General features: G+C 53.4%; 9 protein-coding genes and 4 pseudogenes. 5 read left to right on the forward strand and 8 right to left on the reverse strand.

Features of this window, described 5'->3' with window-relative positions:
• Positions 1-186: 186 nt before the first annotated feature.
• The 3 genes from JCM15764_RS15630 (at position 187) to JCM15764_RS15640 (ending at position 4,475) form a co-directional block, all read left to right on the forward strand.
• Entirely contained in the window at positions 187-2,130 is a 1,944-nt protein-coding gene (locus JCM15764_RS15630) for a hypothetical protein (protein ID WP_243689168.1), read from the forward strand.
• Positions 2,131-2,361: 231 nt separating this feature from the next.
• Positions 2,362-3,999, forward strand: coding sequence for an ABC-F family ATP-binding cassette domain-containing protein (locus JCM15764_RS15635; RefSeq protein WP_054697394.1), 1,638 nt, complete (start codon positions 2,362-2,364; stop codon positions 3,997-3,999).
• A 26-nt stretch (positions 4,000-4,025) separates the two neighbouring features.
• Complete coding sequence (locus JCM15764_RS15640) at positions 4,026-4,475, forward strand: SseB family protein (RefSeq protein ID WP_054697397.1); 450 nt, start codon at positions 4,026-4,028, stop codon at positions 4,473-4,475.
• A gap of 85 nt (positions 4,476-4,560) precedes the next feature.
• On the opposite strand, the pseudogene JCM15764_RS15645 reads toward JCM15764_RS15640, so the two are convergent.
• The 4 genes and pseudogenes from JCM15764_RS15645 to JCM15764_RS24370 form a co-directional block, all read right to left on the reverse strand.
• A pseudogene (locus JCM15764_RS15645) lies at positions 4,561-5,629 on the reverse strand (type IV pilus twitching motility protein PilT).
• A gap of 19 nt (positions 5,630-5,648) precedes the next feature.
• Positions 5,649-5,786, reverse strand: a complete 138-nt coding sequence (locus tag JCM15764_RS24365) for a hypothetical protein (RefSeq protein WP_243689169.1) — start codon at positions 5,784-5,786, stop codon at positions 5,649-5,651.
• A gap of 20 nt (positions 5,787-5,806) precedes the next feature.
• Entirely contained in the window at positions 5,807-6,949 is a 1,143-nt protein-coding gene (locus tag JCM15764_RS15650; protein WP_243689170.1) for an ATPase, T2SS/T4P/T4SS family, read from the reverse strand.
• A complete protein-coding gene (locus tag JCM15764_RS24370; protein WP_243689171.1) occupies positions 6,904-7,299 on the reverse strand; it encodes a cyclic di-GMP-binding domain-containing protein, MshE-related in 396 nt (131 codons plus the stop codon). Before JCM15764_RS24370 ends, JCM15764_RS15650 begins: the two co-directional genes overlap by 46 nt.
• A 234-nt stretch (positions 7,300-7,533) precedes the next feature.
• Here JCM15764_RS24370 and JCM15764_RS15655 point away from each other — a divergent pair, with 234 nt between their 5' ends.
• On the forward strand, positions 7,534-8,493 hold the full coding sequence (locus JCM15764_RS15655) for a hypothetical protein (RefSeq protein WP_054697400.1): 960 nt from the start codon (positions 7,534-7,536) through the stop codon (positions 8,491-8,493).
• Between the two features lie 26 nt (positions 8,494-8,519).
• Here the strand turns inward: JCM15764_RS15655 and JCM15764_RS15660 are convergent.
• The 3 genes and pseudogenes from JCM15764_RS15660 to JCM15764_RS15670 all read right to left on the reverse strand — a co-directional run bounded on the left by JCM15764_RS15660 (position 8,520) and on the right by JCM15764_RS15670 (position 11,257).
• A pseudogene (locus tag JCM15764_RS15660) lies at positions 8,520-9,489 on the reverse strand (transglycosylase domain-containing protein).
• Positions 9,486-10,501 (reverse strand): annotated as a pseudogene (gene pdxA, locus JCM15764_RS15665) (4-hydroxythreonine-4-phosphate dehydrogenase PdxA). Before pdxA ends, JCM15764_RS15660 begins: the two co-directional pseudogenes overlap by 4 nt.
• A gap of 369 nt (positions 10,502-10,870) precedes the next feature.
• Entirely contained in the window at positions 10,871-11,257 is a 387-nt protein-coding gene (locus JCM15764_RS15670; RefSeq protein WP_054697402.1) for a hypothetical protein, read from the reverse strand.
• 295 nt (positions 11,258-11,552) lie between these two features.
• Here JCM15764_RS15670 and JCM15764_RS15675 point away from each other — a divergent pair, with 295 nt between their 5' ends.
• Positions 11,553-11,927 carry a YkgJ family cysteine cluster protein gene (locus JCM15764_RS15675; RefSeq protein WP_243689172.1) on the forward strand — a complete coding sequence of 125 codons (375 nt, stop codon included), beginning with the start codon at positions 11,553-11,555 and terminating at the stop codon, positions 11,925-11,927.
• A 96-nt stretch (positions 11,928-12,023) separates the two neighbouring features.
• Here JCM15764_RS15675 and JCM15764_RS15680 read toward each other — a convergent pair.
• Positions 12,024-12,439: pseudogene (locus tag JCM15764_RS15680) on the reverse strand (F0F1 ATP synthase subunit epsilon).
• Positions 12,440-12,461: the final 22 nt, after the last annotated feature.

The raw sequence follows: 12,461 nt of genomic DNA on the forward strand, positions 1-12,461 counted from the left end.
TCCGACAGACTCCTAGAAAAATGCCTTCCTTTTCGTGCTGGAGAATTTTGTCCGGCAGGGCTTTATCCCTTGAATTTGTTTCGCGTCAGGTATAGAAAAAGAGAACTATATCTGGAAATGAGCCGGTTTCCGCCTTGCGGCCTAAACGCAATGGAGCAGGGAATTCCTTCCGGCAATGGAGTAGCAATGGGAAAAGCTTTCAAGCCCTCCGGAAAAAAGCAGGAATCGGCCAATAAAGGTGTTTCTTCGTCAAGTGCCGACCTGGACCAGATCAACCTTTGGCATGAGCCGTTCGTTCATGTCATGCTCATTGTTGTCGCCGGCTTCGTTGTCTATTTCAACACTATCACCTCTCCCTTCCTGTTTGACGACATAACCTACCTCGTCACGAACCCGGCGATTAAGGAATTCAGCTTTTTCACCGACAGTGATCGGTTGTTCAGTCTGGGCATTCTTCCCGATGTTAAAAACAATTTTCTCCTGAGGCCGGTTTCCTATTTTACCTACGCCTTGAACTACGCAGTCCATGGCCTCGATGTAAGGGGCTACCATCTCACCAATCTGATCATTCACATCGTCAACGGGCTACTGGTCTACCTGATGGTTTCATTAGCCTTACATACCCCGGCAATGCTGACAGATGACGAGAAGGAAAATTCTGCACAGGCTGTATCTCATACGTGGTTTCCGCTTTTCAGCGCCTTGTTCTTTGTCTGCCATCCCCTGCAAACACAGGCCGTAACCTATATCATTCAAAGATTTACGTCACTTGTAGTCCTTTTTTATCTGGGATCTCTGGTGCTGTATGCGAAAAGCAGGTTGGCCAGGACCGCGACATCTCAATGGGTGTGGTATGTTCTTGCGCTTCTCTCCGCAGTCATTGCAATGAATACCAAGGAAAATGCCTTCACCCTCCCCTTGGCGATAATTCTCTTCGAACTGATGTTTTTCTCCGGCCACATGGGCAGAAGGCTTGTCCGCTTGATTCCTTTCCTGCTGACAATGTTGATTATACCTGTCCGTCTCGCCCAACTGTCTTCCATGGCAAAACCTGTGGAGGCAGATGTCCTTGTCGACTCCATAAACCTGGTCAACTTCAGCGGGGTTTCTTCATGGCATTATCTGATAACCCAGTTCGGTGTCATCGCCACCTACCTGCGGCTGCTTGTTCTGCCCATCGGCCAGAATTTCGATTACGACTACCATCTGCAGACACACTTCTTCAGCCTTGGGGTGATGCTTCCTCTCTTCCTGCTTCTTCTCATCATGGGCACAGGCGTCTATCTTTACTGTCGGTCATGGGGTCCAGATCGTCCGCAAACTCCATTGTACAAGCTGGCTGCCTTCGGTATCTTCTGGTTTTTTCTTACCCTGTCAGTGGAATCAAGTATCGTTCCCATAGATGACCTGATCTTCGAGCACCGGGTATACCTCCCCTCAGTAGGTTTTTTCCTCTCGGCATTGGCACTGGCAGCCATTATCTACCGCCGCCTGGCCAATCGATTCATTTTTACAAGCACGATGGCGAATGGCTTACTTGCTGTCATTCTTATAAGCTTGTCAATCGCAGGTATTGTCAGAAATTCGGTCTGGCAGGATGAGGTGAGCTTTTGGGGGGATATCACCGACAAGAGCCCCAACAAGGCCAGGGCTCACTATGGATTAGGAGCCGCCCTGGTGCAGCAGGCAGCCCTTGAGAACAAGATCGATTTCGGCACGTCCAGGAACGTCGGTCGGGAAAAAATGGAAGCAGGGATCAAGGAGTTACGCACGGCGATCAGGCTCCGGCCCGATTATATATTGGCCCATGTCTGCCTAGGGAAAACCCTCTCCGATCTAAAGCAGTTCGATGAGGCAACCACCGAGCTGTTGACGGCAGCGCGATTAAATCCGAACAGTCCCCTGCCACATATCTTTCTCGGGGAATCATATGAAAACAGGGGGGAGTTTGCAAAAGCCAGAAATGAGTATACCACTGCTATAGCAGCTGATCCGTCTCATCCGAGGCTCATTTGCGCCTGGGAAAGCTTCATGCCAAGGAAGGCAACCTGCCGGATGCCATTGCTGAACTGGAAAAATCATATCTTGCATACCCGGACGAGACGACGCAAAAGCAGATTAATGACCTGAAAGCCAAACTGATGCCGGCTGGAAAGTAAAACTCCCTCCCTCAATCTGCGCTTGTTCACAGTTGCCTTATGGAAAGCTGCCTTTTTCGCCCGAGTCTTCATTTAACCATTGCCGACGGCGGGACAAGATGTTATTTTGAAACAGTTTCTGCACCACAGGGACCCCCTGTGGTTTTTTTTGCCGCCGCATCAAAGCGGTCAGTTCATGAATAAAAAGGGAGTTTTGTAACAGATGATAACGGCGACAAATATCACACTGGGTTACGGCAAACGCGTCCTTTTCAAGGATGTGAACATCAAGTTTACCCCGGGTAATTGCTATGGCCTGATCGGCGCAAACGGCGCCGGCAAATCCACCTTTCTCAAGATACTTTCCGGTGAGATTTCCCCGGATAAGGGAGAGGTCAGCATCGGCCCCCGCGAGCGGATGGCAGTGCTGCGTCAGGATCAGTTCGCCTTCGATGAGGAAACGGTGTTCAACACGGTCATCATGGGACATGGGCGGCTTTACAAGGTAATGGCCGAGCGGGAGGCTATCTATGCCAAACCTGATTTCAGTGAGGCTGACGGGGTTCGTTCGGCTGAACTGGAGGCGGAATTTGCCGAGATGAATGGCTATGAGGCCGAATCAGAAGCGGCGGTGCTGCTCAATGGTCTTGGCATTCCTGAAGAACTGCGACAGAGGCGGATGAAGGAGCTGGAGGGTGGGGACAAGGTGCGGGTGCTGCTGGCCCAGGCCCTGTTCGGCAACCCGGATGTGTTGCTGCTGGACGAACCTACCAACAATCTGGATCTCAAGTCCATCACCTGGCTGGAGGACTTCCTTTCCCGCTTTGCCAACACGGTGATCGTCGTTTCCCACGACCGCCACTTCCTGAACCAGGTCTGTACTCACACTGCCGATATCGACTTCAGCCGCATCCAGGTATATGTGGGCAATTACGATTTCTGGTACCACGCCAGCCAGCTCAATCTGAAGCAGAAGCAGAACGAGAACCGCAAGGTCTCGGAGAAGGCCGAAGAATTGAAGGCATTCATCCAGCGCTTTTCTTCCAATGCCTCCAAGGCAAAGCAGGCCACCTCCAGAAAGAAACTCCTGGACAAGCTGACCCTGGAGGATATGCCGGTTTCAAGCCGAAAGTATCCCCACATCATGTTCAAGCCCGAGCGCCCGTGCGGTGACATCATTCTTGAGGTCAAGGGGCTGACCAAGGTGGTGGACGGGGTGAAGGTGCTGGACGACTTTGACCTGATCGTGCGCAAAGGGGACAAGATTGCCTTTGTCGGCGGCAATGGCCTGGCCCGCACCACGCTGTTCCAGATCCTGGCCGGTGAAATGGAACCGGACAGCGGCTCTTTCCGCTGGGGGGTGACGATCAGTCATGCCTATTTCCCCAAGGAGCACAGCGCCTATTTCGACAACGACCTCACCCTCATCCAATGGCTCGGTCAGTATTCACCCCCTACCGAGGGGGAGACCTTTGCCCGGGGCTTTTTGGGCAGGATGCTCTTCTCCGGTGATGAAGCGACCAAAAAGACCAGTGTCCTTTCCGGAGGCGAAAAGGTCCGCTGCATGCTGGCCCGCATGATGCTGACCGGGGCCAACGTCCTGATTCTGGACGAACCGACCAACCACCTGGACCTGGAATCGATTACCGCCCTCAACGACGGTCTCATTGCCTATGGCGACGTCATACTTTTTGCCTCCCACGACCATGAGTTCGTCTCTACCGTGGCTAACCGCATTATAGAGCTTACTCCCGGCGGTGTCATCGATCGTGTCATGGGTTTTGACGACTATCTTGAGAGCGCAGAGGTGGCGGCGGAGCGGGACGGGCTTTATCACGGCCATGCCGACCTTACCCTGTGAGCAATGAAGAACGAAAGGAAAGAACAATGAATGAGCTGGATCAGGCGCTGGAAGCATTGCGCCAGAACATGGATGACCCCAAAAGCCAATCGAAATTTTATGATCTCTTCCTCAACGCCAGCTTTCATATCCCGACCTTGCAGGAGAAAATGGAAGGCGCCGATGAGGGGGGTGCCGAAGGGCAGGCACTGCCGCTGGTGATGGAGTCTGAGGGTAATGACTATCTCATGCTCTTCGACAGCAAAGAGAGGCTACTTGCCTGGACCGGGGAGGACGTGGCCAGCGTCGAGGTGCCGGGGCATGTGCTGGCAGCCACTTCCCAGCCACCCCTGCACTGGGCACTGAACGTCGGCACCGAATTCTCCAAGCAGTTTCTACCCGATGAAATCGCCTGGCTGCGGGAGGTGGTTGAGCGATGCAATGCCGCAGCTGCCGGGGAAGCAGAAGGCCAGGGGATAGAAAATCCTGACACTTGATCTCCGGCTGTTCCCTTTGTTAAATGTTAAAAAGCCCCGGCTACTGCCGAGGCTTTTTTGTGGCCATTTCTGGTCAGCCAAATAACTATTGCTGTGGTCGGTCGGGCAGGTACTGTTCGAACTGTTTCTTATCGGCGGAGCACCGATAGGCCTCTTCGGGGGAGACCTTCTTCGTCTTCAGCAGGTCGAGGATGTGCTGGTCCATGAGCTGCATGCCGTCTTTCTTCGCCGTTTGCATGATGGAAGGTATCTGGAAGGTTTTTCCTTCGCGGATCAGGTTGCCGATGGCCGGCGTTCCCATCATGATTTCCAGGGCGGCCGATCTACCCTTGCCGTCGGCATTGCGCAGGAGCTGCTGGCTGATAACCCCCTTGAGCGACTCTGACAACATGGCCCGTACCTGCTCCTGGGCGTCCTTGGGAAAGACGTCGATGATCCGGTCAACGGTCTTGGCCGCGGAACTGGTGTGGAGGGTACCGAAGACCAGGTGACCGGTCTCGGCGGCGCTCATGGCCAGGCTGATGGTTTCAAGGTCGCGCATCTCACCCACCAGGATCACATCCGGGTCTTCGCGCAGGGCGGCGCGCAGGGCGGCGGCAAAACTTTCCGAGTGTTCGCCGATCTGCCGCTGGTTGAACAGGGACAATTTGTTCTCGTGAATGAATTCCAGCGGGTCTTCCAGGGTAAGGATATGCTCGCGCCGGGTGGAGTTTATCAGGTCGATCATGGCTGCCAGGGTGGTGGATTTCCCGGAGCCGGTGGGACCGGTGACGAGAACCAGCCCCTTTTTCAAAGCGGTCAGCTTCCGCACCCTTCGGGAAGATTCAACTGGTCTGCCGTCAGAATTTTGCTGGGGATGATGCGGAAGACGGCGGCTATGCCCCGATGCTGCATGAGCATGTTACCGCGGAAGCGGGCTATGCCGGGTACCGAATAGGCGAAGTCAGATCCTTACGCTTTTCGAAATCGGCAATCTGGGTCTCGGAGAGGATCTCATAGAGGATGGACCTAAGATCTTCATGCCCGAGGCTTTTGAAGTTGAGACGCTCCATTTCACCATTGAGGCGGAAAATGGGGGGGGAGCCGGTGGACAAATGAAGGTCTGATGCCCCCTGCTCGTTCATCATCTTGAAAAGTGCGTCAATACGTGCCATAGGTCATGCTCCATCCATCTTAATATATTATCGAGACCGCATATTCCTCAGGGGAAATCTCGCCGGCAACCAGCAATTCAAGAGCTTCTTCACCGATGCCCCGATAGCCTCTGCCGCTCAGGTGCTTGACAATCTCAGCGCTATCCCGGGCGTTCAAAAGCTTCGAGCATCGAACTGTCAAAGGCAATCAGCCCCATCAGATATTTCCGTCCGGCGTAGCGGTATGTTCGCAGGCCGGGCAACCTTTGGCCTATAGCAGTCGGCAATGGGTACTTCGATGCGCAAAGCGGCAGTTTCCTCACGCGAGGGAGCGTAACTTTCCTTGCAATGGGGACAAAGTGTGACGAGTCCTTTGAGGGATATGACACCTTTGAGAAAGGTGGGAATAAAGTAATTCTTCTGCCAGTAATGGATGAGGTTTTTGAAGGTGACCGGGACATCGCCGAAGGAAACACCGGCCATGACCAGTTTGCCGTGCATGGCTGCCTTGCCGGCGGCAATGAAAGCATAGGCGTCAGTGGCATCTTCGATGACGATGATATCGGGGTCATGGTCGAAGGTGGCCATGATTACGGCGCTTAGTTCGTTAATGTTTCTCGATACAGGGATGCGGGGAAACTTTTTCCTTCCCCTGCCCACGTTGTTGCCGAGGATAAGTACTGTTTGCCCTTGGGTATTCCTTTCATCAAGGTAAAGGTCCATCAGGCGGCACCTTTCATCTGCATCCCGCATGGAGAAAAGAAGCAGGCCCTTGTCAATGGCGGCGAGATTGCGGTATTCGGCTTCCTTTTCACTACTGAGGCCAATTTCGGACAGGGTGCTGGGGAAGGTGGATGAGAGATGGAGCTTGATGGTTACATAATCTCCTCCCTCGCCCCTGAGCATGCACACTTGGTAGTGGAGGGTCCTTCCCTTGAGACGGAAGGCGAGCACTCCCCTGGCGGAGGTCTCGTGAAGACCGTTCATCTTTGCCATCCGACGTATATGAAGAATCAGTTCAGGGTAGTAACCAGGCTCGAATGCTCCTAATTCCTTGGTCACGCCTGCCGCCCGCCCGGTGACGAGGACGGAATCTCCTACCGGCTGCAGCGAAACTGACGATAGTCTGTTCTTGACGATGGACAGCAGCAGGTAGTCGAGCAGCTTTGCCCCACTCAGATCAGCATTGATATTGTCGATGATTTGGGGGGGGAAAAGACTGGAAGAAAAACCAAATGAGGCCGGGACGATTTCAGCGCCATAAAACAGCTCCTGCATTTCCCTGATTTCCCTGATCAGGCCAACGGAGACAGTGACCAGACAACCGGTTGTGCTCTCCACGGCCTGATGGCGTCCTGGTTCAACGGATCGGCAATGGCAATGCTCAGATCGTCGCCACTCAGGAAGAGCGGCATCAGGTTGTAGCGGCGGGCAAGTTCGGCCGGTACGCACTCAACCGCTTCCCGACCAATGTTTTCCTTCTTCAGTCGCACGTAAGGGATGTTCAGCTGATTGGACAGTGCCCAGTCGATGTCTTCCTGAGTGACGATGCCGAGCTTTATCAGCGCCTCGCCGATGCGGATGCCGGAGGTTTGCTGTTCTTCAAGAGCCGCCTGCAACTCCTGTTCGGTGATGATCTGGGAGTGAAGCAGGATAGATCCCAGCGAACCCTCTTTGACAAGTTTATCCATACACTACCTCCCTGGTCACAATGCTTATCGACATTGGCAGCAGATTTATTAGGAATGAAATGCAGACCCTTTACTTTCTTCCTTCGCCTGTGTTAGCCTCTCCGGTCTGCAGGAAGAAAGCTTCCTGTCAAAAATCAGGCTCCGTGGTACGCGAAGCTGTTGCGACCATGGGACCACAGGAGATAACATGCAAAAAAAGCACTCGCCCTTCTTTCCGGCGGCCTTGATTCCACACTGGCCGTCAAGGTCATGCTCGAGCAGGGCATAGCCGTGGAAGCCCTCAATTTTACTTCCCCTTTCTGCACCTGTACCGGTAAGAATGCCGGCTGCAAATCAGAGGCCGTTCGGGTTGCCGAGGAGTTCGGCATTCCCATCAAGGTAATGCACAAGGGGCTTGATTACCTGGAGATCGTCGGCAACCCCAGGCACGGTTACGGCAAGGGCATGAATCCCTGCATCGATTGTCGCATTTTCCTTCTCACCAAGGCCAGGGAATACATGAAGGAAAGCGGAGCCCATTTCGTCATTACCGGCGAGGTGCTGGGGCAGCGTCCAATGAGTCAGCGCCGCGACACTCTTCGTGTGATAGAAAGGGAGAGCGGCCTCGAAGGACTTCTGCTTCGACCCCTGTCAGCAAAACACTTTGATCCGACCATTCCGGAAAAGGAAGGCTGGGTGGACAGGGACCGGCTTCTGGCGATCCAGGGCCGTTCGCGAAAGGAGCAGATGCAGCTGGCTGAGGAGCTGGATGTGAAAAACTATCCCTGCCCGGCCGGTGGCTGTCTGCTCACGGAAGTTTCCTTTGTTCCCAAGGTTAAGGATGTCTTCGATCATTCCGATTCCCTAAACCTGAGAGATTTCCGATTGATCAAACTTGGGCGGCATTTCCGCATTGGCGACAGGACCAAAGTTATTGTCGGTCGTGACGAGGCGGAAAACAATCTGCTCGAATCGGCCGTGCAGGCGGGGGAGGCAACACTGCGTTGGGAAGAGGGGAGCAGCCCGTTAACCGTGGTCATGGGCAAGCAGGATGAAGCGCTGCTTGAAAAAGCGGCCAAGATCCTTCTGCGTTACACCAAGGCGGAACCGGACACGGAATGTATCATAAAAGCGATCGTTGACGGAAGTGAAAAGCAGCTGAAGGTAAAGAAGGACTTCTCCGAAGCGATTGTCGAAGGATTAAGGATCGGCTAGTCCTGCCCTTGTGTTTTTGTTTACCATCATTTCTGTTCCGCCTGGCTGTCTGCTTCAGGCTGAGCTTGTTCTTCGGTAGCCGGCGGAATATTCTGCCGGCTATCTTCTTCCATGTTCATGTTCGGCTGAGCTCCGTTGACGGCACCCTCCCCGTCAGTCGTGGGTTCGACCGTACTCTCCTCTTCATTTTTAGCGCTGCTGATGTTGGGCAGCAGCACCTCTTCCTTCTTTATACTCTCATCAACCTTTTTCTGCAGTCGGCCGATATTGGGCGATTCTGCCAGAGCCTGCCGGTATTCAGCTTGTGACAGTACTCCTTTGTTCAGCAACAGACGCAGGATCATGTTGGAACGTTTCAGCACCTTGCCCATGTTCCGGTAAGGGTTGTAAGCCACCCGTGGTCCGGGCAGCATTGCCGCGAATATGGCACATTCACGTGGTGTCAAGCTGACGCTGGCTTGCCGAAGTAATAGTGTGCACCATGACCAATGCCATAGACCATCGGTCCAAGTTCGACCAGGTTCAGATAAAGCTCGATGATTCTTCCCTTGGTCAACTCCTGCTCCATGCGCCTGGCGAGCACCACTTCCTTGACTTTTCTGGAAATGGTTTTCTCCCGGGAGAGGAACAGATTTTTAGCCACCTGCTGGGTTATGGTGGAGGCACCCCTGGCGAAAGTCTTTTTCTCCAGGTCATATTTGATGGCATTCTTGATCGCCTTGACGTCAATACCTTCGTGCTTGTAAAAATTGGCATCTTCAGCCAAAATCACCGCCCACTTCATTTCCGGCGGAATGCCGCGCCGGAGGTCCAGTACCTGTTCTTCGGACCCACGACAAAAGGGTGATAGTTGCCGTGCCAGTCCCTGACCTGGATGGTCATGCTCGCCCTGCGCTTCTGCAGATCGGAAACGGAAGGCAGAAGCATCAGGGATACGCCGATATAGGCGGCGTAAAGAATGGCCAGTCCTGCCAGGATCACAAATATTTTTTTCATGCTTTTCTCGTCTGCCTGACAACTGCCATTTCTGCAGCCATTTTTATTGCGGCAACCATACTCTCTTCCGAGGCAATCCCTTTACCGGCGAGATTGTAGGCCGTGCCGTGATCGACCGAGGTCCGGATGATAGGGAGCCCGAGGGTCACATTGACACCGTCATCGAAGTGGAGCAGCTTCAGCGGAATCAGCCCCTGGTCGTGATACATGCAGATGACGGCGTCATAATCGCCTTTCACGGCCAGATGGAAGAGGGTATCTGCCGACAGGGGCCCTGTTGCGTCGATGCCTTCTGACCTGGCTGCCTCCACTGCAGGCTGTATGATGTCTCGGTCTTCATTGCCGAACATGCCACCTTCACCGCAATGGGGGTTGAGGGCCAGCACGGCCAGACGGGGCCGCGGGGTAAAGTAACGTGCCAGGTCCCCATTTGTGGTGCGGATGGTGGCGAGGACCTTGTCGAAAGTTACCAAGCGCGGCACATCAGCCAAGGCTTCATGGATGGTTACCAAAGTTACCCTCAAGCGGCTGCCTGCCAGCATCATGACGAAATCGTCGGTTCCGGTCAATTCCGCCAGCAGTTCCGTGTGGCCAGGGTAGTGATGCCCGGCGGCGTTCATGGCTTCCTTGTTGATGGGCGCGGTTGCATGGCGTCCACCTCGCTATCAAGGCAGAGCCTGGCGGCTTCGGTGATATAGCGGAAAACAGCGTCGCCCCCGGCTGCTGTTGGTTTGCCGTACTCCATATCTTGTGGGGCAAGATCCGAGAGTGGCTTCAGGTATAGCTCGCCCGCTGCCGGATCGCGATCCGGCATCTCTTCGATGGTTGTAATTCTAAGATCCGCTGCCAGTAGATCAATGGCTCGTTGAAGCACAGACCGGTCGCCAATGATCACCGGCCTGCAGCTGGCGAGTATCTCCGGTCTGGCCATGGACTTGACAATGATCTCCGGTCCAATGCCGGCCGGATCTCCCATGGTAATGGCTATAGCTGGTTTGGCATCAATCCCCATCGATATCTCCTGTCAAAGGCATTCATCAAGGCCATATGCTTGTACAGGGACATAAATAGTACATCCCCCCGCCAAAGTCACTAGCTTATTTATCACCAATGGCGGAATTTGGAAGACGCCCTTCAATGCCAATGCTCGTTTTATCGGAACGAACGAAACGAATTGGTCTGCGAGCGCAAAGACAATGTTTGAGTGACTGTTGAACTTATAACTTCTTTCCTATGCAGGTTTAGGGAATCGGCAGATGAAGTGAGGATGGCATGACTGCTTCAAACCTTGGTGGGGGGGCTTACAGTGTTCAACCAAGCGGTGGCGGCAAGATCACGCCACTTGCCGGAAAACCAGGCCACATTGATATGGGACCTATTGTCAGTGCGTAAATCTGGATTTGTCTGAAATGGGAGCTGAGTTGAGCGCTGTCTTGGCATTTTCTATAGCTTCCATTTCCTTGAGCTTCTCCCCCAGCCAGAAATGAATTTCTTTTGCTGTCTGATGGCTGAGCACCACTCCCGAAGAAATGAACCTGACGAAACTGCGCGGCAGATCAGCGGGTTCAACTGCTGATTCCCGGCCAATGCTCCCGTTGGCTGCGAGCTCATGGCTGATGGAGTTTGGCAGTGGCTGCCGCTCAAGATAGAAATTGACGACCAGCTCTCCTCTTGGGGTGACTCCGCCATGGGCCCCATTCACATATACCGGGTTGTATGAGTCATCGAAGATATATTTGAATTTCAGTTCATTCTTCTTGTCGGACATCTGCGTATTCTCCTTGGGAAATATGATTATGCTCAGGTTTTAGCAGAATATGCCTCATTTTGAAAACAAAAACAGTGCCTGCATGTACCGCTTGACCATGATTGGACGATGAGGTTATCCTTTATGCCGGGAGAGGAGCAATAATGAAAAGTTTAGGCAACTACCGTGCCCTGCTGGCCAAAGTCGATGAAATGACCGCAGGCATAAGCACTGCACATGCTGCGCATATCACGTGTCACAGGGGGTGTGACAGCTGTTGTCGTCATCTGTCCCTTTCCTTGGTGGAGGGGGTTGCTTGGCCGAAGCTCTGAGTTCACTGCCGGAGGATAAGGCATGCTTTCTGCGGGCAAAGGCAAAAGCCGCAACAGCAGATGGACCTTGCCCGCTTCTTGATAATGGAGAATGTGCACTCTACGTCCATCGTCCCATTATCTGCCGGACCCACGGGCTGCCGATCCTGATAGACGAGGGTGATGGGCAGCGCATTGATTTTTGTCCCCTGAATTTCAGGAATGTGCAGACACTCCCCGGCGATGCGGTCGTTGCTCTCGAACGGCTCAATACCATTCTTGCAGCGGTCAACAAGTTCTTTGTCACTGAGTATCATGCTGCCGGCACTTCCGGTAAGGACCGCCTCTCCATTGCCGAGGCATTGCTACTGGAAGTTTGAAGGGATGGTGGCTTTGAATGACAAAAAGGCATGTGAAGCACATGCCTTTTTGTCATCATGATGAAAAAGAGCGGCAAAGCCGCTCTTTTTGTGTATCTACCTTCTGCCGCCTTTACCGGCAACCTGAACCCTGATCAGGCACGCTCAAGGGCTGCCTCATAAACCCTGAAGCTTTTGTCTTCAGGATTGAGCTTTTTCAATGCTTCTTCAGCGCGGCCCAGTGCTAATTTCGCCCGCTCCAGGTCAATTTCATCGGCCTTTTCGGCGGTTTCCACAAGCACGGTCACCTTGTCATTTTCCACTTCAAAGTAGCCCCAGTTAAGGGCCAGATGAGAAATGACGCCGTCCTTTTTGTAGGAGAGCTCGCCGATCTTGAGGGAGGTGAGGAAAGGAGCGTGACCGGGCAGTACGCCGAATTCGCCAAGCGCGCCGGTGGCCGTAATTTCGTCTACCTCTTCGGTGAGTACCTTTTTGTAAGGTGTTACCAGTTCTACTTTCAATTTTTCAGCCATCTATCGTTATCCTTTTTTCAGG

Origin of the sequence: Geotalea toluenoxydans JCM 15764, assembly GCF_001311985.1 — a bacterium.
Taxonomy (GTDB): Bacteria; Desulfobacterota; Desulfuromonadia; order Geobacterales; family Geobacteraceae; genus Geotalea; species Geotalea toluenoxydans.